Annotated in this window: 15 protein-coding genes and 1 pseudogene; 3 read left to right on the top strand and 13 right to left on the bottom strand. The window is 75.4% G+C overall.

The annotated features are described in order from the left end of the window. From ACFQH9_RS26110 to ACFQH9_RS26135, 6 genes are all read right to left on the bottom strand, one after another. The coding region (locus ACFQH9_RS26110; RefSeq protein WP_379569980.1) for a GAF domain-containing protein at window positions 1-917 on the bottom strand (917 nt) is incomplete at its 3' end. A 126-nt stretch (window positions 918-1,043) separates the two neighbouring features. Continuing rightward, complete coding sequence (locus ACFQH9_RS26115) at window positions 1,044-2,087, bottom strand: Ldh family oxidoreductase (RefSeq protein WP_379569982.1); 1,044 nt, start codon at window positions 2,085-2,087, stop codon at window positions 1,044-1,046. Window positions 2,088-2,097: 10 nt separating this feature from the next. Continuing rightward, the gene (locus tag ACFQH9_RS26120; RefSeq protein ID WP_379569984.1) at window positions 2,098-5,520 is read right to left on the bottom strand and encodes an ATP-binding protein; all 3,423 of its coding nucleotides are present in this window, start codon (window positions 5,518-5,520) and stop codon (window positions 2,098-2,100) included. Further along, window positions 5,517-6,848, bottom strand: coding sequence for a sensor histidine kinase (locus tag ACFQH9_RS26125; RefSeq protein ID WP_379569986.1), 1,332 nt, complete (start codon window positions 6,846-6,848; stop codon window positions 5,517-5,519). The genes ACFQH9_RS26120 and ACFQH9_RS26125 overlap by 4 nt, the downstream gene beginning before the upstream one ends. Before the next feature lie 9 nt (window positions 6,849-6,857). Further along, window positions 6,858-7,523, bottom strand: a complete 666-nt coding sequence (locus ACFQH9_RS26130) for a response regulator transcription factor (RefSeq protein WP_379569988.1) — start codon at window positions 7,521-7,523, stop codon at window positions 6,858-6,860. Then, window positions 7,514-8,197 carry a histidine kinase gene (locus tag ACFQH9_RS26135; RefSeq protein ID WP_379569990.1) on the bottom strand — a complete coding sequence of 228 codons (684 nt, stop codon included), beginning with the start codon at window positions 8,195-8,197 and terminating at the stop codon, window positions 7,514-7,516. The genes ACFQH9_RS26130 and ACFQH9_RS26135 overlap by 10 nt, the downstream gene beginning before the upstream one ends. A 198-nt stretch (window positions 8,198-8,395) precedes the next feature. On the opposite strand from ACFQH9_RS26135, the gene ACFQH9_RS26140 reads away from it, so the two are divergent. Next, the gene (locus ACFQH9_RS26140; protein ID WP_379569992.1) at window positions 8,396-11,077 is read left to right on the top strand and encodes an Hsp70 family protein; all 2,682 of its coding nucleotides are present in this window, start codon (window positions 8,396-8,398) and stop codon (window positions 11,075-11,077) included. 394 nt (window positions 11,078-11,471) lie between these two features. Next, window positions 11,472-11,726 (top strand): hypothetical protein, encoded by a 255-nt coding sequence (locus ACFQH9_RS26145; protein ID WP_379569994.1) that lies wholly within the window; start codon window positions 11,472-11,474, stop codon window positions 11,724-11,726. A gap of 63 nt (window positions 11,727-11,789) precedes the next feature. Here ACFQH9_RS26145 and ACFQH9_RS26150 read toward each other — a convergent pair whose 3' ends face one another. From ACFQH9_RS26150 to ACFQH9_RS26175, 6 genes and pseudogenes are all read right to left on the bottom strand, one after another. Next, complete coding sequence (locus ACFQH9_RS26150) at window positions 11,790-12,530, bottom strand: hypothetical protein (RefSeq protein ID WP_379569996.1); 741 nt, start codon at window positions 12,528-12,530, stop codon at window positions 11,790-11,792. Window positions 12,531-12,946: 416 nt separating this feature from the next. Continuing rightward, window positions 12,947-14,119, bottom strand: a complete 1,173-nt coding sequence (locus ACFQH9_RS26155) for an ROK family protein (RefSeq protein ID WP_379569998.1) — start codon at window positions 14,117-14,119, stop codon at window positions 12,947-12,949. Window positions 14,120-14,145: 26 nt separating this feature from the next. Then, window positions 14,146-15,591: pseudogene (locus ACFQH9_RS26160) on the bottom strand (sugar ABC transporter permease); the annotation flags it as partial. Beyond that, on the bottom strand, window positions 15,588-16,364 hold the full coding sequence (locus ACFQH9_RS26165) for an ATP-binding cassette domain-containing protein (protein WP_379570000.1): 777 nt from the start codon (window positions 16,362-16,364) through the stop codon (window positions 15,588-15,590). The gene ACFQH9_RS26165 and the pseudogene ACFQH9_RS26160, both read right to left, overlap by 4 nt. Window positions 16,365-16,520: 156 nt before the next feature. Beyond that, window positions 16,521-17,666: a sugar ABC transporter substrate-binding protein gene (locus tag ACFQH9_RS26170; RefSeq protein ID WP_379570002.1), complete on the bottom strand. Its 1,146-nt coding sequence runs from the start codon at window positions 17,664-17,666 to the stop codon at window positions 16,521-16,523. Window positions 17,667-18,215: 549 nt separating this feature from the next. Next, a complete protein-coding gene (locus tag ACFQH9_RS26175) occupies window positions 18,216-19,058 on the bottom strand; it encodes an EamA family transporter (protein ID WP_379570008.1) in 843 nt (280 codons plus the stop codon). 366 nt (window positions 19,059-19,424) lie between these two features. Here ACFQH9_RS26175 and ACFQH9_RS26180 point away from each other — a divergent pair, with 366 nt between their 5' ends. Beyond that, window positions 19,425-19,613, top strand: a complete 189-nt coding sequence (locus ACFQH9_RS26180; protein WP_379570004.1) for a DUF7455 domain-containing protein — start codon at window positions 19,425-19,427, stop codon at window positions 19,611-19,613. A gap of 107 nt (window positions 19,614-19,720) precedes the next feature. Here the strand turns inward: ACFQH9_RS26180 and ACFQH9_RS26185 are convergent, their stop codons facing one another. Next, entirely contained in the window at window positions 19,721-21,460 is a 1,740-nt protein-coding gene (locus tag ACFQH9_RS26185; protein ID WP_379570006.1) for a DEAD/DEAH box helicase, read from the bottom strand. Between the last annotated feature and the right edge of the window lie 484 nt (window positions 21,461-21,944).

Below are 21,944 nucleotides of genomic sequence, written 5' to 3' on the forward strand. Positions count from 1 at the left end.
GCGAGCGCGCCCGCGGGACCGTCGGCCTGCCGCGGCGGTCCGCCGATGCCGGCGAGCCCGCCGGGCCCCGGGCGGTCCGGACCGCGGGACTCGGCACGGAGCCCGTCGCCCGCACCCCGTCCGGCGGGACCGGCACCGCGCCCGCCCGGCGCCACCATCCCGAACACCTGGGTCGGCGGGTCCTCCCCGGCCGCGTCGTCCGTGCGCCCGTCGTCCGTACGGTCCAGCACCGCGCGCGCGGCCTCCCCCGGCTCGACGCCGGCCTTGCGCGCCCGGCTGGCCAGGTACCGCCCGGCCTCCTCGACGTCCGTGCGGTACCGCTCGGCGAGCATGCCGATGGCGTGCGCGACCGGCAGGGCGGCCTCGTGCTCCGCGGTGAGCCGGGCGACCGTGGCCGTGAGCCGGCGCAGCGCGCAGACGTCCGCGAGCCGCGCCGCGACGACCTCGGCGAGCCCGGCCACGGCGTCGACGTGCCCGTCCCCCACCGGCCGTCCGGCGTGCCCGAACAGCTGCAACCCGCCGACCGGCTCGCCGTCGACGACCAGCGGGACGACCACCGAGCAGGTCAGCCCGGTGTCCGCCGCGGCCGCGGCCAGCTCCGGCGGGCCGATGCGGGTGAGGTCCGGGGTGACCATCGGGCGTCCGGACCGGACGGCGCCCTGGACGGGCCCGGTGCCGGCCCGCAGCTCCATCTCGCCGAGCCGCCCCGCCGCCGTGTCCGAGGCCGACACCCCCGCGATCCCGGCGACCCTGTTGCCCGGCACGTCGACCAGCACGATCGCCGCGCCCGAGACGCCGAGCGTCGCCGGCAACGCGCTGCAGACCGAGGACAGCACCGAGGTGAGATCGGCACCGGCCACCGCGGTGCGCCCCACCTGCAGCGTCAGCCCCGTGATCCCGGGATCGTCCGGATGCATAGCCCCCAGCCCCCTCGGACGGTCGTCACCGCGCGTGCTACCGCGCGTAGTCAACCATCGGCCGTCAGTGGGACGGCACGGACGATCATGGACTGCGCCGAACGGCTCAGCCCCTCCTGGCCGCGCTCAGGCGCCGCCCCGCCCCGCCCGCAGCTCGCACACCTGCGCCCAGGTCGCGGCGTCGACGGGCACCCCGCGGAACTGGTTGTGGGCGCGGGCCTCCCGGGCCCGGTCGCCGGGCACCTGCACGCCGCGGTGCCCGGGCGCCGGGGCGAGGCTTCGCAGCTCGTCGAGGAAGGCGGCGATCGCGGGCTGTGTCCGGCCCACCCCGAAGACCTGCGGCGCGAACGCGATCAGCAGGTCGCCCTTCGTCACCGGGTCCGTGGTGTCGAGCGTGCCGCGGACCTGCCGGCCGAGCGCGGTCCCCGTCAGCGAGGCGACCAGCAGCTCGAGGACCAGCGACAGCGCGTACCCCTTCGGCCCGCCCACCGGGGTGATGGCCCCGTCGAGGGCGGCGGCCGCGTCCGTCGTCGGAGATCCCTCGGCGTCGACCGCGGCCCCCTCCGGCAGCGGCTCGCCGCGGGCCGCGTGGTCGAGCACCTTGCCGCGGGAGATCTGCCCGGTCGCCATGTCGAGGACGACGGGCGGGCCGCCGGTCGGGATCGCCGCGGCGATCGGGTTGGTGCCGAGCATGGCCGGCGCGGCGCCCCAGGGGTGCACGAGGGCCTCGCTGGTGGTCGTCGCGAGCGCGGCCGAGCCGGCCTCGGCCAGCCGCTCGACGTACGGCGCGAGCATCCCGAGGTGCCCCGCCCGGCGGATCGCCGCCACCGCGACCCCGGTGCGCGGCACCCGCTCGATCAGCGCCTCCACCGCCCGGTGGGCCACCGGCGGGCCCAGCCCGGTGCGGCCGTCGACGGTCAGCACCGCGTCCGTGGTCCAGCGCAGCTCGGGCTCGGCGGCGGGATCGAGCACGCCGTTGCCGATCCGCCCGGCCAGTACCGGCAACCGCCGGATGCCGTGCGACGCGTGGCCGCGCAGGTCGCCCTCGAGCAGCATCCCGGCCTGCTCGCGGGCGGCCCGCTCCGGTGCGCCGAGCCCGGTGAGGACCTCGGTGGTCAGCGCGAGGTGCTCGTCGACGGGGACGCGGTGCACACCGTCGGCGTCGATCATGCGGGCGACCCTACCGGCCGGCCCCGACGCCCGCGGGTGTCGTCGGTGCCGCCGTGGCACCGACCGGGGTGGCGGGCGCGGCGGGGGTCTCGGCCAGCATCCGCTCGCAGGTGCGGACCAGCACCGCGGCGGCGGCCCGCTGGTCGCGCGTCGACACCGGGTGCTCGGCGCGCCGTTGCCAGCGGCTGAGCTGCGCGGCGGCGGCGAGCCGGATCTCCTCGGGGCCGGCGTCGGGGGCGAGGCCGAGCCGGCGGTGGGCCGCGGTCCCCTCCGCGCCCAGCAGCAGCTCGGCCGCAACGCGCTCGTCCGTGGGGAGGGCGGGGCGCCCGGCGCGCAGCCCGTCGACGAGGTCGAGCTCGGCGAGCTCGTGCGCGGTGGAGCGGAGGCGTTCGAGCTGGTAGCGCAGGTCGTCATGACCGTGACCGTGAGCGTGACCGTCGCCGCCCGCCGGGCGGCCGGCGACGATCTCGTCCAGCTCACGCAGCACCGCGCGGGCCCGCAGCGCGTCGGCCCGGTCGGCGAGCCCGCGCTCGAGCAGCTCCCGCAGCCGCGGCACCCCGCTGCGCCGGGTCAGCTCGGCGGCCACCTCGTCCGGGCGGGCGCCGTTCGCGGCGAGCTCGGCGACGAGCGCGGAGCCGGTGCTCCCGCAGGTCAGCCCGGCCGCGACGGGCACCACCGTGTGGCAGCGCCGGCGGATCTCCGGCTCGGCGGCCAGCCGGCGGGCCTCGCTCCACGGGTCGGCCGGGAGCTCGTCGGCGCGGGCGAGCACGCCGATCGCCGGCGGGCCGTCCGGCGGAACGCCGCCGGTCGCGGGTACGACGAGGAGCAGCACGTCGCCCTCGGTGCCCTCGACGATCTCCAGGTCCACCTCGCCCGGGGTCGCGGCCAGCGCCGCCACCAGCGTCGACACCCCCGAGCGCGGCGGCCCGGAGACGGCGACCCGCAGCGGCCGCTCGAGGTCGGCCTCGAGCCGGTGCAGCCGGTCGTGCAGGCCGGCGTCGCCCAGCTCGGCGGCCGCGGCGGCCAGCGCGCGCCGCACCTGTCCGGGAAGGGTCGTGTCCGTGCCGCGGTCGGGATGCTCCGGCGGCACGGTCGGCACGGGGCGGGTCTCGACGACGAGCCCGGGCACGTCGAGCGCGGTGGTGTCGACCTCGGCGTCGGCCTCGGCGGTGCGGCCCGCCACCGCGGGCGCCGCCGCGCCCTCCTCGGGTTCCGGCACCGGGACCGAGCCCTCGACCGTCGTGCCCTCCCCCGGGGCGGACCGCAGGTCCACCCGCCCACCGGCCGCGACGATCCGGGCGGCGACGTTGCGCAGCCCGCGCCCCGCCGTCGCCGCGCCCGGCCCGACCACCGCCGGCTCGGGCACCACGAACCCGGGCCCGGTGTCGCGCACCGTGAAGTGCAGCCGCCCGTCCTCCTCGGCGAACCGGATGACGACGTCGGCGCCGGGCGCGTGCTTGTGCGCGTTGTTCACCGACTCCAGGCAGCAGAAGTACACGGCCGCCTCCAGCTCCGGCGGGTAGCGCCGGCCGGGGGCGAGCGCCGACTCCACCCGAACGGGGGGCGGCCCCGCGAGCTCGGCCTCGAGCGCCGCGACCAGCCCGCGTTCGGCCAGCGCCATCGAGCGGACCCCGCTGGCGGTCTCCGCGAGCACCGCCTCCGCGGTGTCGAGCTGCCCGGCCAGCACCCCGAGCCGTTCGCGGGCCTGCTCGATCCGCCCGGTCTCCACCTCGTGCTGCACCAGCCCGAGCACCAGCCGCAGCGAGACGAGCTGGTGCTGGGCGCCGTCGTGCAGGTCGCGCTCGATCCGCCGCCGCTCGGCGTCCATCTCCGACACGGCCTCGCGCCGGGACACCGCGATCTCGGCGGCGTGCGCGAGCGCCGCCCGCAGCTGCCGCTCCAGCTCCACGCCGAGCCGGCTGGCGGTGACGACCACGCCCAGGCTGTCCGCGATGTCCTCCAGCAGGTGCCGGCGGTCGGCGTGCAGCCCGGCGACCGCGGCCCGGTCCACCTCCAGGGTGCCGAGGTGCTGCTGACCGCCGCGGACGGGCACCCCGACGAGCCCGGTGCCGTCGTCGCGCGCGGTCGCCCGCCGGGAGGCCCACTCGTAGGTGCGGTCGCGCAGCCCGGGGCGCACGACGGTCAGCCGGCAGCGCGAGGAGCCCAGGGCCCGCCCGACCGCCTCGGCGACGCGGGCCAGGTCCGGCGCGTCGGAGGCCGCGGTCCGCGACAGCGCCGCGACCTCGGCGAGCGCGCTGTACGGCGTGGGCCGCCGGCCGTAGAGCAGCCGGTCGGTGAGCCCCTCGACGGCCCGGTACACGGGGAGGAAGGCGACCGCGGCCAGCAGCGACGCCCCGAGCGAGGACCACAGCGGCCCGAACCCGATCAGCCACCCGGCCGCCTCGAACACGACCACCCCGCCGCCGATGACGGCCACGGCGAGCACGGCCGCGAGCACCCGGCTGAACCGCGCCTCCGCCGACCACAGCCGCTCGGCCCGCACCGCGACCAGCACCGCGACCGCGATCGCCGCCGACCCCACTCGGGAGGCCCAGAACAGCAGCGCGACCGGCTGGCCCGCCGCGCCGTGCGCCGTCGGGTCGTACAGCTCCAGGCCCGGCACACCCAGCAGCCACAGGACGACCGTGCTGATCCCCAGCACGACGATCGCCGCGAACGCCGCGACCAGCAGGCTGAACACCAGCCGGGCCTGGGTGCGCAGGGCCGCGGTCGGGCCCCGCCGGATCCGCCCGGGCAGCACCGCGACCCCGACCAGGGGCACCAGGAAGCCGAAGAACAGCACGCAGCTGGTGGTGTGCCGCAGCAGCGCGGTCCCGAACCCGACGACGCCGAGCACGGCCACGCCGAGCACCGCCAGCGTCACCCGCCCCGGCCGGCCCCACCGGGCCGGCCACGCGCCCTGCGGCGTGGGGAAGACCAGCAACGCCAGGACGTAGGCCGCGCAGGCGATGCCGTGCAGCAGGATCTGGTGGATCGGGCCCGCGTCGATCCCGGTCGCGGTCTCCACGGCCGTGGCCGCGGCGTGCGCCTGCAGGTTGAAGGCGCCGCCCGAGCCGACCATGGCCAGCGCGAGCAGCCGGATCGGCCATCCCCGGCCGCCGCGGACCAGCAGCACCGCCGCGATCGCGACGGCGCCCAGGCTCAGCACGTAGTCGACGACGAGCTGGTCCAGCGGCTCGGTCGCGGGCGCCGCGGCGGTGACGGCCCGGGCCCACACGCTGGTGCCCACCCCGGCGGTGGGCACGTACCAGGCCAGCGCGACGTACGCCCCGACCGCCAGCCAGCCGAGCGCCACCACCGTGCAGGCGACGAGGACCACCACGTAGACGACGACGGCGAGCCGGTGCAGCCCGCCCCGCCCGGCGGGGACGCCGGCCACCGCGCCGGCCGGAGCGCCGGCCGCCGCGCTCACACGCGCACCTCCCGGGCGATCTCCACCGCGGGCTCCAGCCGCTCGGGCAGGCTCGCGGTGAGCACCAGGCGCCCGTCCCGGTCCGTGCTCAGCCCGGCCTCGCCGCCGAGTGCCGCCAGCCGCTCGAGGTCACCGGCCAGCGCGGCCCGCAGCTCGCCCGGCGCGAACCCCGGGCGCGGGTCGACGACGCGCACGGCCAGCCGCCCGTCGGCGTGGGTCAGCTCGAGCTCGAGCTCGGGCCCCTTCGACGCCGCCAGCCACTGCAACGCCGACGCGGCGACGTAGTAGACGCCGGACTCGACCTCCCAGGGCAGCCGGTCCTCCGGCGCGCCGGCCAGCCGGACCGGCCGGTCGAGGTCCGCGGCCACCTCCTCGAGCGCCCCGACCGGGCCCTGGTCGCGCAGGACCTGCGGGTAGACGCCACGGGCGATGAGCCGGAACCGGTCGAGCAGCTCGTCGAGCTGGTTGCCCGCGCGGCGCAGCGCGGCGGCGGCCCGGTCCGGCTCCGGGGCGCTGCCGCCCAGGTCCTGGCGGGCGCCGTCGAGCACGAGCCGCAGCGTGGCGAGCCGGTCGGTGGTGGCGTGCGAGAGCTCGCCGACCAGCCGGCGCCGCTCGACGTCCCGGGCGGTGGCGAGCCGTTCCCGGGACCGCTCGAGCTCGGCGGCCAGCTCGGCCGCCCGCCGGACGCGGTCACGCAGCTCCGTGTTCATCGCGACCCCGCGCAGCAGCAGCCCCGCGCCGCCGGCGACGTCGCGCATGAGCTGCTGGTCGGCCGGGGTGATCGCCGTCGGCTTGCGGATGGCGAGCACCGCCCGCAGCGTCTGCCCCTCGACGATGGGGACGACGTGGTCGGCCCGGCGCTCCGGGTCCTCCCCGCCGAGCAGCACCGCGAGGTTCGGCACGGTCTCCCCGGCCGGGTCGACGCCCTCGCGGAGCGGATGGACCGCGGCCGTCACCAGCCGGTCGGAGACCGCGAGCCAGACCCGCGCCTCGCGGGCCGCGGTGCCCTCCGCCAGCACCTCCGCGAGCCCGGGCAGCGCCGAGTCCGGGCTGCCGCTGCGGATCCGCGCCGCCGCCTCCGCCAGGGCCGAGTACGGGGTGGTGCCCCGGGTGTGGGTGACGCGCTCGACGATCCGGTCCACGAAGGGCCGCAGCCGGGCCGCCCCGACGGCACACACCAGCGCCGCGAGGAAGGGCAGCAGCACCCCGATCTGCCCGAGCCCGGTGTCGAGCAGCAGGGGCGGCAGGACGACGAGGACCGCGAACACGACGAGGACCGCGCCGCCGTACAACGCGGCGCGCAGCCCCAGCGCGGCCCACCTCTCCATATGACCCCGTCAGTCGCCGTCCCGCTGCGAGCGGAGGTAGGTCAGCACCGCGAGGACCCGGCGGTGGCTCTCGGTCTCGTCGGTGTGCAGGCCGAGCTTGGCGAAGATGCTCGCGATGTGCTTCTCGACGGCCTTCGGCGTCACGTACAGCTGACCGGCGATACCGCCGTTCGACCGCCCCTCGGCCATCAGCTTGAGCACGTCGAGCTCGCGCTCGGACAGCGAGGCGACCTCGTCCTTCTTCTCCCCGCGCGGCCGCTCCACCAGCCGTTTCGCCAGCACCGGCTCGATCACGATCTCCCCGTCGGCGATCCGGGTGAGGGTGTCGGTGAGCACCTCGACGCTGCCGACCTTCTCCTTGAGCCGGTAGCCGATGGCGTCCGTGCCGATGTCGAGGATGCGCATCAGGTAGTGCGACTCGGCGTAGTGCGAGAGGAACAGCAGCCCCATCGACGGCCACTTCTCGCGCAGCCGCTCGGCGGTGACCAGCCCGCCGTCGGGCTCCGGGGGCATCCGGATGTCGAGGACGGCCACGTCGCACGGGGTCGTCGCGAGGGCGGCCAGCAGCTCGTCGCCGCCCGCGGCGACCGCCACGACCTCGTGGCCCGCGGCCTGCAGGAGCATCAGCAGCCCCTCGCGGAACAGGGCGCCGTCCTCGGCCAGTGCTACTCGCATGGGATCCTCGCAACGATCGTGCCGGTACCGTCGGTCTCGTCCGGCGGGGCGGAAACGTCACACATCTCGTCGCACGGCTCGGTCTGGACCCAGCCCCCGAGCGGGCGGGCGCGGTCCCGCAGCAGCTCCTCCAGCCCCGGCACCGCGCCGGTCACCGTGACGACGAGGTCGCCGTCGGCGCAGGCGACGGTCACCCCGTGGGCCGCGGCGGGGTCCGCGGCCAGGGCGTCGGCCAGGGCGAAGTAGGCGGCGCCCTCGGCGGCCGGGCCGAACCGCCGGCCGTCGTCGTGGACCCGCAGCGGGGCGTCGAGCCGCTCGGCGAGCTCGCGCAGCGCCGGGCCGAGCCCGGCCTCGTCGAGCAGCGGCGGGTAGATCTGCCCGGCGACGTCCCGCAGCTCCTGCAGCACGGCGTGCAGCTCGTCCTGCAGGACGCCGATGGCCGCGCGCAGCTCGCCCTCGGCCTCGGGGACGCGGTGCCGGAACAGGCCCAGCTGCAGGACCAGGGCCGACGCACGCAGGGCGGCGCCGTCGTGCAGCTGGCGTTCGAGCCTCCGCCTGCCGTGCCACTGGTCGCGCTCACGCCTGCGGCGCGCCTCGGCGACCGCCGAGACGGGACCCGGGCGGGCCGCGGGGACGGCCGGCACGTCTCCCGGTGCCGCGGGCTCCAGCCTCATCACCGAATCGTCCCGCCGCGGGCGGCGCTCGGGAAGGGGGTCGACCCCCTGGCGGGGTAGGGTCAGCCCCCCGCTCCCGGAAAACGGTAATGACAGCGTGACCTGGGACGAGTATCACTCCACAGCATCGTGTGCTCGTACCGTCGGCAGTGCTGAACGCACGGGGCCGCGGGCCCCGTGCCTCCGAGAGGTGGCGGAGTGTCCTACAGCCTGGGCGTGGACCTCGGTACGACGTTCGTGGCCGCCGCGGTCGCGAACGCGTCCAGGGTCGAGATGTTCACCCTCGGCGACCGCAGTGTGGTGACACCGGCCGTCGTCTACCTGCGCGAGGACGGCACGGTGGTCACCGGCGACGCGGCCGGCCGGCGGGCGGTGAGCAACCCCGACCGCGTCGGCCGCGAGTTCAAGCGCCGCCTCGGCGATCCCACGCCGGTGATGCTCGGCGGGGCCCCGCACGCCGTCACCGCCCTGCTGGCGAGCCTGCTCTCGGACGTCGTCGCCCGGGTCTCGGCCACCCAGGGCGCCGCCCCGGACTCGATGGTGCTGACCCACCCGGCCAACTGGGGCCCGTTCCGGCGCGAGCTGTTCGACGAGGTCCCGCAGCTCGCCGGGGTGGCCATGCCGCGGATGGTGACCGAGCCCGAGGCCGCCGCGGCCCACTACGCCGCCTCGCGCCGGCTGGAGAACGGCGAGATCGTCGCCGTCTACGACCTCGGGGGCGGCACCTTCGACGCCACCGTGCTGCGCAAGCGCCCCGAGGGCATCGAGATCCTCGGCTCGCCGGAGGGCATCGAGCGCCTCGGCGGGGTCGACTTCGACGAGGCGATCCTCGCCCACGTCAACTACGCCGCCGGCGGCGCGCTGTCCGAGCTGGACATGAGCGACCCGCAGACCACGGTGGCGCTGGCCCGGCTGCGCCAGGACTGCGTGCTGGCCAAGGAGGCGCTGTCGATCGACACCGAGACCACGATCCCGGTGTTCCTGCCCAACCGGCACTTCGACGTCAGGCTCACCCGCGCCGAGTTCGAGGACATGATCCGCGCCCCGATCGAGTCGACGATCGGCGCGCTCAACCGCACGCTGCGCTCGGCCGAGGTCACCCCGGAGCAGCTCAGCGCGGTACTGCTGGTCGGCGGGTCCTCGCGGATCCCGCTGGTCGCGCGGATGGTGTCCGAGGAGCTCGGCCGGCCGACGGTCGTCGACGCGCACCCGAAGTACGCCGTCGCGCTCGGCGCCGCCACGCTCGCCGGCGGGCAGGACGGGGCCGACGGGTCGCGCGCGTCCGACGGGTCGCGCGGGTCCGACGGGCCCGCCCCGGCCACCACGGCCTTCCCGCCGGTCGCCGTCGGTGCGGCCGGTGCCGCCGCGGCGGCCGGGGCGTTCGGGGCCGCAGCCCCGGCTCCGGCGTCCGCCTCGGCCTCCGCTCCGGAGCCCGTCCCGGCGCCGTTCTCCCTGCCGACGGGGTCCGGGCTGCCGAGCTTCGGTCCGTCGACCTCCGCCCCGTCCGGTCCGCCCCCGGCCGCGGCCGCCCTGTCGGCACCGGCGGTCGGCGCACCACCTCCGGCCCCGCCCGTGCCGACACAGCCGGTCGCCCCGCCGCAGCCCACCGGTCCCCAGCCGTACGGCGGCGGGCCGGGCGGACCATCCGGCCCGGGCGGACCGGGTGGCGGCGGGGGTGGCCCCGGCGGCGGGGGCGGCGGCTTCGGGGGCGGAACCCCCGGTGGCGGCGCACCGCCGCCCGGCCCGTCCGAGCCCTCCGGCGGCGGGGGCGGCGGGCGCAGAGCCCTGATCGTCGGGCTCGTGGTGGTCCTCCTGCTGGCCGCCGTGGGCGGCGTGGGCTGGTTCGCCGCGAACCAGTTCGGGCTGCTCGGCGGCAGCTCCGGCACCACCACCTCGGTCGCGGGCGGGCGCGGGTCGAACGAGGAGCTCCCGCCGGCCGCCGACGGGACCCAGCCCGAGATCGCCACCAGCGTGCCGATCCCGTCGCTGGGCGCCACCGTCCCGGTGGGCAGGACCCCCGGCTTCATCGCGCTCTCGCCCAACGGCCGGCTCGCCTACATCGCCAACCGCAACGCCGGCGTCGTCACGGTGGTGGACACCTCGGTCGACAAGGTCGTCGCGACCATCCCGGTCCAGGCCGGCCCGCCGCAGTACCTGGCCTTCGCCCCCGACGGCAAGCGCGTCTACGTCTCGATCTTCAACGACCAGAAGACGATCAACGTCGTCGGCGTGCTGGACACGACCAGCAACAGCATCACCTCGACCATCCCGGTCGGCACCCGCCCGTTCGCCCTCGCCGTCACCCCCGACGGGTCGAAGCTCTACGTGCCCAACCACGACTCGGGCACCGTCAGCGTGATCGACACGGCGAGCAGCACCCTGGTGCACGACATCAAGGTCGCCCCGAACCCGCACTGGGTCGCCTTCTCGCCCGACGGCAGCACCGCGTACACCGCCAACCACGAGTCGGGCGTCGTCTCGATCATCAACACGTCCGACGACTCGGTGGCCGGTGAGGTGAGGGTGCAGGTCAGCCCGCACAGCCTCGAGGTGTCGCCGGACGACAAGTGGGTCGCCAACGTCAACTACGACAGCGACTCGGCGACCGTCATCGACACGAAGACCCAGCAGGTCGTCGCGACGGTGCCGGTCGGGCACAAGCCGCAGGACATCGCCTGGGCGCCGGACGGCCGGTTCCTGTACGTCACCGGGGTGGAGGGCGACAACCTGACGGTGATCAACGCCCAGAACTGGGGGGTCACCGCCACCCTGCCCACCGGCGACGCCCCCACCAGCCTCGCCGTCACCCCGGACGGGAAGAAGGCCTACGTCACCAACCTCAACAGCGGCACGCTGACCGAGGTCAACCTCACGGGCTGACCGCCACCCGCCGCCGTCGCTCCCGGCTCGCGCTCCCGGCTCGCGCTCGTCCGCGAGTCGGGAGTTCCGGCACCGCGAGTCGCGAGCCCAGCTTGCGCGGAGTGCGCCCTGGGCTTCACCGCTGCTCTCGGGTCCAACCGGAGCCCCGGACCTCGGTACCGCCATTCGGGGAGTTTCCGCGATCCGTGGTGCCGTCCGAGTTCACGCCCACCCACCGCGGGTACAGCGTCGGCAGTTCCGGCGCGTGGGGATAGCCCCACCCCGGTCGGGCGGGTGGGCCCCGGTAGGGAGTGGGGCTCGCGTCATCGTCGCGGACACGGTCCGGCGGGATGCTTCTTCTCGTTCGACACCGACTCCGGGAGGGTCCCGGCGCCAGGACGGAAGGAGAAGCACGATGTCCGCTCAGACCGCTCAGCTCGCTCTCGTCACCGGTACCGGCAACCCGTCGCTGAGCCACCGCGACCGCGCCGTCCTGCGCGCCGTCGAGGCCGGCCGCGTCCGGCTGTCCGGTGGCTCCGCCCTCGTCGTCGACGGGCTGTTCCTGGCCGACCCGTTCGCCGCCCCGCGCCTCACCGACGCCGGTCTCATCGCCGACGCCGACGGAGCCGTCGCGCTCACCGACTCCGGCCGGGCCCTGCTCGCCGCGTGACGGCCCGCGCGCCTCCGTGCAGGAGACACGCGCGCGACCGTGACCGGAGGCCGAGCTCCACCGTCAGGACTTCCGGGCCTCGGCGCCCTCCGGGACCTCGTCCTCGGCTTCCGCCCCGTGGTGGGCCGCGAACCTGGCGGCCTGTCGCTTCCCGAGCTCGCGGATCCCCAGCCCGACCAGCGCGGCGAGGGCGACCCCGACACCCACGGTCCAGGCCGCGGTCGCGGCCGCCGGCGCCGCGGGCAGATCCGCGGCGACGTCCCGCGCCGCCTGGCCGTGATCGTGATGGGCGCCGACCGGGGCCGCCTGTCGCGGCGCCCCGTACGGCAGCTCGAGGGCGGTGTGCGCCGGCGCCGGCCGGCCGGGCACGACCAGGTCGGACCACTCGACGATCGCGCCCGAGCTGCTCGTCTGCGTCGTCCGGAACCGGACCGGCCCCGCGCCGTCGGGCATCCTCCCCACCCGCAGCACGAGGTCGACGGGCTCGGCCCCGACCGGTCCGCCCTTCCACTCGATCCCGCCGGCCGTGGTCGTGACCTGCCACCCCGGCGGCGCCGACGGTTGCGGGTCGACGAGCGGACGTGCCGTCGGCAGGTCCACCCGCAGCGCGACGACCGGGTCGGCGGGATCGTCGTTGGTCACCCGGAAGGTCACGGCGACGTCCCGGGCCCCGGCTTCGGTGTGGTCCGGCGAGAGGGCGACGTCCGCGGCCGCGCCCCCCGCGGACAGCACGAGGGCGCCGAGGACCACCGCCATCAGCAGCCCGCACCGGAGCGGGACGCCGAGCCGGCCGATCCCGCGCATCCCGTCTCCCCGCGCTCGTTCCCGACCGGAGGCTCGGCTCCGGTAACCGGGCGTTACCGCACCTCGGTCGTGGGGAACGACGGTGGGCGCTGCGCGCGGGCTCGTCAACCTCCCGCGAGTCGACACTCTCGGGTCCCCGAGATCGACATCCACGGAGACGGTGCGCGGGGCTACAGATGATCATTCCGACCGCGACGCGGGCGCTGCGCGGGCAGCAGTGCCGTGACTCTCGCAGCGATCACGCCGCCGGTGATCGTCGCGAGCGTGACGCGGGCGCTGCGGGGCCAGCGCTGCCGTGACGCTCGCAGTGATCACTGCACCCGGCCGTGCCGAGCACGAGACGACGACGATGTGCAACTCGGTGACCCGAAACCGCCGACTCGCGGTGCTGGAGACCACGACACGCGGGGTGAGCGCTACATCGCGCCGAGGACGGGTTCGAAGGCGAGTTCCGCGGCGCCGACGAGCTTGCCGTCCCTGCCCAGCGGGGAGACCGCGATCCGGGTGCGGCCCGCGGCGCGGCTGACGAGGCTGCGGCGGTGCAGCTCGTCCCGGATCGTGTCGACGAGCGCGGTGGGGAGGGCGGCGAAGAGGTCGCCGAACACCACCAGCTCCGGCGCGAGCATGTTCACCGCCGTGACCAGCCCCGTGACCAGCCACTCCCCCACCCCGGCGAGCAGGTCGAGCCGGCCCGGGTGCGCCTCGAGGTCCCGCAGCTCCGCCACCAGGACCCCGCGCGGCGTGTCCTCGGGCAGCCCGAGCGCCCGGCACAGCGCCGGCTCGCCGACCTCGGTCTCCCAACAGCCGTGCTCGCCGCAGAAGCAGGCCCGCCCGCCCGGCCGGACGATCATGTGCCCGATCTCGCCCACGTACCCACCGCTGCCCCGCAGCGGCACCCCGCCGACGATCACCCCGCCGCCCACGCCGACGTCGGCGGACAGGTAGAGCAGGTCGGAGGCGTCCCGGGCCGCCCCGCGCACGTGCTCGGCGAGGGCGCCCAGGTCGCCGTCGTTCCCGACGGTCGTGGGCGACCCGAGCACCGCGGCGAGCCGGGCGCCCAGGGCCACCTCCCGCCAACCGAGGTTGGGGGCCTCGTGGACCAGGCCGTCGGCCCGCCGGACCACCCCGGGGACCGAGACGCCGACCCCCTGTTCCCGCACGCCCAGCTCGTCGCGCAGCAGCTGCGCCGACTCGGCGATGTGCGTGATCACCTCGCCGGGCAGCCGGGTCGTGCGGTGCAGGTTCCAGCTGTGCCGCCCGAGGATCTGCCCGCCGATCCCGACCATCGCCATCGCGACCTGGTCCACCCGCACGTCGACGGCCAGGACGACCGCCGCGTGCGCCTCGGGCAGGACCAGCAGGGAGGGCCGCCCGGCGCCGGTGCGCTGCGCCGGGACGGCCTCCGTGACGACGCCCGACTCCGCCAGCCCGTCGACGACCGCCTTGATCGTGCTGCGGTTGAGCCCGAGTTCGCTCGCCAGCGTCGCCCGCGTGCAGGGCCCCTCGACGTGGAGGCGGCGCAGCAGCGCGGTCCGGTTGTGCCGGCGGGCGTCGTCGGGACGGGTGCCGGAGGTCGGGACCGAGCGCACTTCTCGCTCGCGAGCTCGCTCGGTCCCCTGCCGGCGGCCGCCGACTTCCGCCGGGACAGGACGTCGACGCCCGCCGCGAGCAGCAGCACCAGGCCGGTGATCACGAACACCACCGCGGCCGGCTGCTTGAGCAGGCCCAGCCCGTTCTCGACGGTCGCCAGCACCGCGCCGCCGATGACGGCGTTGGAGACCCGGCCCCGACCGCCGAACAGCGACGTCCCGCCGATGACGGCCGCGCCCACCGCGAACAGCAGCGTGTTGCCGCCACCGGCCGCGGGCGAGACCGATCCGACCTTGGAGGAGTAGACGATCGCGCCGATCGCCGCGAACGCCGAGCTGATCACGAACACCGCCGCCCGGATCCGGACGACGTCGATGCCCGCCCGGCGGGCCGCCTCCCGGTTGCCGCCGACGGCGTAGACGTGCCGGCCGAACCGCGTGCGGTCGAGCACGTAGGTCCCCAGGACCAGGAGGACCAGGACGATCGGCACGACATAAGGGATACCGGAGATCGCGATGACGCCCGGCGACCGGTCCCGGGTCAGCAGGAAGGTCGCCAGCGCGCCGAGCACGACGACGGCGCCGACCTTGATCAGCACCAGCCCCGTCGGCTGCGCCACCAGGCCCTTGTGGAGCCGGTTGCGCTGCTGGAGGAGCTTGACCGCCGCATAGCCGCCCGCGGCCACGACGAACAGCACCCACGAGCCGACCGTGGAGAGGTTGCCGTTGGCCACCGCGTTGATCACCGGGTCGCGCAGGCCGAGGGTGCCGCCGTCGCCGATGAGCTGCAGGATCACCCCCTGCCAGGTGATGAACAGGGCGAGGGTGACGACGAAGCTCGGCATCCCGACGCGGGCGACGAGGAAGCCGGTCAGGCACCCGACGACCACGCCCACGCCGACCGCGAGCAGCATCTCGATCCACGGGTCGGCCGGGACGCCGATCAGCAGGATCACCGCCGTGAGCACGCTGACCACGGCCCCGGCCCACACCCGCACCCAGACCGCGAGGGCCGCCGCGACGAGCATCGCGACGATGAGCACGGCGAAGACGAACCCGCCCATCGCGCCGAGCATGTTCCCGCCGCTCACCAGGTGCAGCGCCATGAGCGCCGCCGCGAGGCCCGACGCCGTGCCCGCGGCGAGGTCGATCTCGCCGGTGAGCAGCACGAACACCAGGCCCATCGCGATGATGGTCCGGCCGGCACCCTGCTGGAGGAGGTTCGCGAGGTTCAGCAGGCTGGGGAAGGTGCCGCCGGAGTCGAGGATCGTGAACAGCACGAACAGCGCGGCGAGGCCGAGCAGCGCGGGCAACGAGCCGAGCTCGCCGTTGCGCAGGCCCTGCAGGTACGCGCGGATCGCCTCGCCCGTGGTGCGGGCGGTGGTGTCGATGCCGAAGTCGGCGACCCGGTTGCCGGGGTTTGCCCGCTCGGCCGCGGACTTCTCTGCTGCGGGCTTCTGGGGTGCGGTCACGCTCCCACGACCCCTTCCGGTCGGGCCAGCCCGAGGTCCCCGGACCGGCCTGCGGTGATGAGCTCGACGACCTGCCCGTGCGTGACGTCGCGCGTGGGCACCTCGGCCACCATGCGGCCGAGGTAGAGGGTGGCGATCCGGTCGGCCACCTCGAAGACGTCGGCCATGTTGTGGCTGATCAGGACGACCCCGATGCCCTGCTCGGCGAGCCGGCGGACGAGGTCGAGGACCTGCCGGGTCTGCGCGACGCCGAGCGCCGCGGTCGGCTCGTCGAGCAGGACGACCCGGGAGTCCCAGAGCACGGCCTTGGCGATCGCGACGGTCTGCCGCTGCCCACCGGAGAGCGACGCCACCGGGGTCCGGACGCTCGTGACGGTGCGGACCGACAGCGAGGCGAGGGTGCGCCGCGCCGCCTGCTCCATGTCCGCCTCGTCGAGCATCCACGGCTTCCCGCGCTCGCGGCCGAGGAACATGTTCTGAACGATGTCGAGGTTGTCGGCGAGCGCGAGGTCCTGGTAGACGACCTCGATGCCGAGCTTCGACGCGTCGGACGGGCTGTGCAGCGCGACGGGTTCGCCGTCGAAGAGGATCTCGCCGCCGTCGATCGGGTGGATCCCGGCGACGCACTTGACCAACGTCGACTTGCCGGCGCCGTTGTCGCCGACGAGCGCGGTCACCTCGCCGGCGCGCACCGTCAGGTCGACGTCGTGGAGCACCTGCACCGCGCCGAAGCTCTTCGACACGGACCGCAGCTGCAGGATGGGTTCGGACATGCGGACCTCCATGCGAGGGCGCGCGGCCGGGAGGGTGCTCCGCCGGCGTCGGCTCGAACCGACGGTCGGCTCCGCGAGCTCCGCCGGCTGGACCGACGGTCGGCTCCGCGAGCTCCGCCGGCTGGACCGANTCGCGACCGCGCGCCCGGCTCCGGGTTACTTGATGCCGGCGGCGTCGCAGGCGGCCTGCGTGGCCTGCACGCAGATCTCGCTCGCGTTGATGTAGCCGGCGTCGACGACGGTCTTGACGTTGTCCTTGGTGATCAGCTGCGGGGTCAGCAGCACGGACTTGACCTCGCGGTTGCCCTTGGGGTCGTCCACCGTCTGGGTCGCCGTTCGGTCCGTGGTCGCGGTGTCGCCCTTGGCGAGCGCCGCGGCGAGCTTGGCGGTCGCGTCGGCCTCCTCCTGGATCGGCTTGAACACCGTCATGTACTGGTCGCCGCGCAGGATGGCCTGCAGGCCGTCCGCCGTGGCGTCCTGGCCGGTCACGGCCACCTTGCCGTTGAGCCCGTACTTGGTCAGCACGGTCACCACGGCGCCGGCGAGGCCGTCGTTGGCGGCGACGACGCCGTCCACCTGCCCGCCGTTGCCGGTCAGCAGCTGCTCGAAGGTGGTGCCACCGACCTGGTTGTCCCACTTGTCGATGGCCTGGTTCGCCACGAGCTTGAGCTGCCCGGAGTCGTACATCGGCTTCAGCACGGTCTGCTGGCCGTTGTAGAAGAGGGTCGCGTTGTTGTCCGTGGGCGCGCCCTCGATCTGGATGACCTGGGCACCCTGCTTGCCCTGCAGCGCCTGCGCCAGGCCCTGACCCTGCAGCGCGCCGACCTTCTCGTTGTCGAACGAGACGTAGTAGTCGCTGGTGCCGCCGAGGTTGAGCCGGTCGTAGTCGATGACCGGGATGCCCTGCGCCTTGGCCTTGGCCGCGACCGCGGAGCCGCCGTCGGAGCTGATCGACGCGATGACCAGGACCTTCACGCCGCTGGAGATCATGCCGTCGGCGAGGGTCGAGAACTTCTGCTCGTCGCCCTGCGCGTTTTGGATGTCCGGGTCGAGACCCGCGGCGCGCATGGCCTTGTCGAGCATGGGCTTGTCGAAGCCCTCCCACCGGGCCGAGCTGTCCGTCTCCGGGAGGATGACGCCGACCTTGACGCCCCCGCTCGACGGTGCCGCCGAGGGGGCGGTGCCGCCCGACGAGCCGCCGGAGCTGTTCGCCCCGCACGCGGTGAGGGTCAGGACGAGCCCCAGACCCAGCGCCGCGATCATCTTCGGCGCCCCACGCAGCGCCGTCCTACCTACCCGCATCCGCCCTCCACCTCACTGTGGCCCCCGGCGCTCACCGCGCCGGTGAATGTTGTGGGCGACAACGTATGCGGAGGAAACCTGTGATGCAAAGCATGCTGGATCGATCAAGGTTCTAGTCGAACGTCACGATTCGGTCTCACCGCGCGGCTTTTGTTGCCGGAACCGCGATTCCGGTCGCACAGTGTCAGGGACCGGCTCCACTGCGTGACGAACGCGCGGGGCACTTCCGGAACGGGGCCGGGGCATCGTCGCCCCCGGAGGGCGGTGATCACCACCCGTGGCGCAGGCCCGCGGGTCCCGCCCCCACTGCGCCGACCGGGCGCGGACCGGCGGGGTGAGTCGGCCTCCCGAACGACCGTGACGACGCGCCCCCCGATCCTGACCGACCGGCGTGCTCCGTCCGGAGGGGGTCACGCTCCGTGTCGCCCCGGGTGGCGGCACCGCGGGCCCCGGCACAGTCGACGCGGCGCGACGACCCCCGCCACCGGATCGGGTGGTCTTCACCCGGCCGCCGCCGGAGTGATGACCGTCGGTGACCGGCGCCCGTTGTCACTCCCCGTGACGAGGGCCCGCCTCCGGCGGGGTCGTGACCGCCTCCGGCGCCGCGTCCCCGTCCCGCGAGCGCAGCGCCACCGCGGCGACGACGGCGCCGATCCCGACCGCCTCGGCCGCCCCGGGCAGCTGTCCCAGCGCCAGGAAGCCGATCACCGTGGCGGTCGCCGGGAGCAGGGCCAGCAGCACCGCGAACCTCCCCTGCCCGACCCGCCGCAGCACGACCTGGTCCAGGCCGTAGGGGATCACGCTGGACAGCACGCCGACCCCGACGGCGAGCAGCAGCACGACCGGATCGGCGAGCGGCGCGAGGCCCGCGGCGCCGCCGAGGAACAACACCGGGGAGCACAGCACGGCCGCCACGGTGAAGCCGACGGCCATGTCGTCGACCCCGTTCCCGGCCGTCGCCACCCGCTTGCCGAGGAGGATGTAGGCGGCCCACATGACCGCGGCCGCGAGCGCCCACAGCACCCCCGACGGGCTGCCCGACCAGCGCACATCCGCGATGAGGGCCACGCCGCCGGCGGCCAGGACGACGGACCCGACGTCCCGCGGCCGGCGCGAGAGGGCCGCCGCCACGGCGACCGGGCCGCAGAACTCCAGCGCCACCGCGGTCCCGAGCGGCAGCCGGGCGATCGCCTCGTAGAAGGCGGCGTTCATGAGCGCCGTCGCGAGCCCGAAGGGCACCGACCGGCGCAGTCGCGCGGGCCGCCAGGCCGCGCGCGCGGGCCGCCGCCAGGCGAGCAGCACCAGGCCCGCACCCAAGATCCGTAACACCGCGACGGCCGCGGGCGACAACCGGTCGAACAGTCCGACCGCGAGGGCCGCCCCGACGTACATCGAGGCGCCCCCGACGACGAAGAGCACGGGCGCCGGGACCCGGCGGATCAGGCTCGCCGACACGACCACGCCTCTGACTGCGCTCCGTAGTCGAGGCGACCCGACTGTTTACACACCACACCTTGCGGTGTCACACCCTGCACCGCATCATTCACTCGTAGTCAACTGAATCCGTGTTCGTCATCGGACCGCCACCGCTGCGACGGTCACCCGGCCCCGAAAGGTCGATCTGTGATTGTCGTCGCGACACGGGACGGGAACACCTGCAGGGGTAAATAACGTCTGCAAGAGTGGGCGCACCGCGCGAGCGGTCGTCACAGCAAGCGACACCGGGGGAACCCGGCGTCGAGACGGAGGGAGACCGCTATGCAGCCTGGAACCCTGACCCGGCCCGAGTTGACCCTCGCCGACCGCTGTGACCGCTGCGGAGCGGCCGCAAAGGTTCGTGCCGTCCTGCCGTCCGGCGGCGAGCTCCTGTTCTGCGGTCACCACGCGCGTGCGCACGCCGACAAGCTGCGCGAGCTCGAGGTGGACGTCCAGCAGGGTGCTGACTAGGCACGAGTGATGGGCGATCGGCGACTCCCCTCGCCGGTCATGTGAGCGTCGTCGAGAGGGCCGGCACCGGCGGGTGCTGGCCCTCTCGTCTGTCCGGACGAGCGGGCTCACCGCCACGACCGGATCGTGGCGATGCGCTCCTCGAGCTGCTCGATGGTGGCCATGGCCGTGGGCGGGCCGCCGCAGTGCCGGCGCAGCTCGTTGTGGATCACGCCGTGCGGCTTCTTCGTGCGGTGGTTGTGCAGCGCGACCAGCGTGTTCAGCTCCTTGCGCAGCTTCTGGATGCGCTCGCGCACGGACATCTCGCGGGGCGGCTCCGGCGCGGGCGGCGGAACGGCACGGGCCCCGGCCCCGGAACGCGGCGAGCCCTTGTCCACCCACTCCTGCTGGCGCTGCTGCAGCAGCGTGCGCACCTGGTCGGCGTCGAGCAGCCCGGGCAGCCCGATGTACTCCTCCTCGTCGGCGCTGAACGAGGCGCCGTCGAAGATCAGCTGGTCGAGCTCGGCGTCGGCGTGCAGGGCGGTGAACGACTTCTCGTCCTCCCCCGGCTCGTCCTGCTGCCGGTTCGCCAGCGCGAGCTCCTCGTCGTTCCACTCCTCCTTGGGCCGGTGCGGCTTGCCGAGGACGTGGTCGCGCTGTGCCTCCAACTCGCTGGCCAGCCCCAGCAGCACCGGGACGGACGGGACGAACACCGACGCCGTCTCCCCCGGCCGCCGCGACCGCACGAACCGGCCGATGGCCTGGGCGAAGTACAGCGGGGTGGACGCCGAGGTGGCGTAGACGCCGACCGCGAGGCGCGGCACGTCGACGCCCTCGGACACCATCCGGACGGCGACCATCCACCGCTCGTCGGACCTCGAGAACGACTCGATGCGGTCCGACGAGCCGGCCTCGTCCGAGAGGATCAGCGCGGGCGCGGTCCCGGTGACCTGCTGCAGCAGGGCGGCGTAGGCCCGCGCGGCGGTCTGGTCGGTGGCGATGACGAGGCCGCCGGCGTCGGGCATCCCGCCGTTGCGGTGCGCGTCGAGCCGCTTGTCGGCGGCGGCGAGCACCGCCGGCATCCACTCGCCGCCCGGGTCCAGCGCGGTGCGCCAGGCCATCGCGGTCTGTTCCTTGGTGAGCGGCTCGCCGAGCCGGGCGGTGATCTCCTCGCCCGCGCTCGTCCGCCAGCTCGACGTCCCGGAGTAGGCCAGGAACACCACCGGCCGGACGACGTTGTCGGCCAGCGCGTCGGCGTAGCCGTAGGAGTGGTCGGCGCGGCTGCGAAGCGCCCCCTCGGCGTCCCGGACGTACTCCACGAACGGGATCGGGTTGTCGTCGCTCCGGAAGGGCGTCCCGGTCAGCGCCAGCCGCCGCTCGGCGGGCTCGAAGGCCAGCTGGACGCCCTCGCCCCAGGACTTGGCGTCGCCCGCGTGGTGGATCTCGTCGAGGATCACCAGCGTGCGCCGGTTCTCGGTGCGGACCCGGTGGGTGTGGGGGTGCACGGCCACACCGGCGTAGGTGATCGCGATGCCGTGGTAGTCCCGCGAGGTGCCCGTCGCCGCGCGGAACTCGGGGTCCAGCGCGATCCCGACTGCGGCCGCGGACTGCGCCCACTGGTACTTGAGGTGCTCGGTCGGCGTGACGACCGTGACCGCCTCGATCGTCCGGTCCGCCAGCAGCTCGCTCGCCACGCGCAGCGCGAAGGCCGTCTTGCCCGCGCCCGGCGTCGCGACCGTCAGGAAGTCCCGGGGCCCGGCGGCCAGGTACCGGGCGAGCGCCGACCGCTGCCAGGCACGCAGCGGCCGCGAGCCCGGAGCCGACACCGAGGAGAGTCCCTGAATCGGTACGGATTCCGTCTGCGACACACGTCTCCCTGTCCTGCCGACCTGCCCCCGGAGGGGGTGCTGGGCCCGGCGATCAGGGTATCCGGCGGTTCCCGCGGCCGGCGCCGTGGCCCGACCCGGCGCGAACGCGCACGTCAGACCCACCGGGGTGGTCCGGGGTGGTCCGGGGTGGTCCGGGGCGGCCGGGGAGGGGTACACCTGCGGGCACGCCGGGCCGGCTTGCGAGGATCGGGACCGGCGTGGACGGGCAGGCGGGACGAACCGGGCGGAAGGGAGCACGCGATGACCCGGGCGGGGCAGGGCGGGCGGTCGACGGGACGGTCGACGCCCTCGGCAGGGTCCGGCGGGGGTCGCCGATGACCCGGCCCGAGGCCAACGACGCCGCGCTGCTGCTCGACGCCCTGCTCACCGAGGCCGCGCGCGGGCCCCTGGCCCGGCTGCTGCCGGCCGGCGCGGCCGCCCGGCTCGCCGGCGCAGCGCTGCGCTCCCCCGCCGCGACGGTCAC

This window comes from Pseudonocardia lutea (assembly GCF_042658055.1).
Lineage (GTDB): Bacteria > Actinomycetota > Actinomycetes > Mycobacteriales > Pseudonocardiaceae > Pseudonocardia > Pseudonocardia lutea.

Excerpts from the sequence above, each read along its gene's own strand:
- ACFQH9_RS26175 (WP_379570008.1), bottom strand. The coding sequence starts at position 19,058 with ATGTACGTCGGGGCGGCCCTCGCGGTCGGACTGTTCGACCGGTTGTCG.
- ACFQH9_RS26145 (WP_379569994.1), top strand. The coding sequence starts at position 11,472 with ATGTCCGCTCAGACCGCTCAGCTCGCTCTCGTCACCGGTACCGGCAAC.
- ACFQH9_RS26125 (WP_379569986.1), bottom strand. The coding sequence starts at position 6,848 with ATGGAGAGGTGGGCCGCGCTGGGGCTGCGCGCCGCGTTGTACGGCGGC.
- ACFQH9_RS26115 (WP_379569982.1), bottom strand. The coding sequence starts at position 2,087 with ATGATCGACGCCGACGGTGTGCACCGCGTCCCCGTCGACGAGCACCTC.
- ACFQH9_RS26170 (WP_379570002.1), bottom strand. The coding sequence starts at position 17,666 with ATGCGGGTAGGTAGGACGGCGCTGCGTGGGGCGCCGAAGATGATCGCG.
- ACFQH9_RS26180 (WP_379570004.1), top strand. The coding sequence starts at position 19,425 with ATGCAGCCTGGAACCCTGACCCGGCCCGAGTTGACCCTCGCCGACCGC.
- ACFQH9_RS26135 (WP_379569990.1), bottom strand. The coding sequence starts at position 8,197 with ATGAGGCTGGAGCCCGCGGCACCGGGAGACGTGCCGGCCGTCCCCGCG.
- ACFQH9_RS26150 (WP_379569996.1), bottom strand. The coding sequence starts at position 12,530 with ATGCGCGGGATCGGCCGGCTCGGCGTCCCGCTCCGGTGCGGGCTGCTG.
- ACFQH9_RS26130 (WP_379569988.1), bottom strand. The coding sequence starts at position 7,523 with ATGCGAGTAGCACTGGCCGAGGACGGCGCCCTGTTCCGCGAGGGGCTG.
- ACFQH9_RS26165 (WP_379570000.1), bottom strand. The coding sequence starts at position 16,364 with ATGTCCGAACCCATCCTGCAGCTGCGGTCCGTGTCGAAGAGCTTCGGC.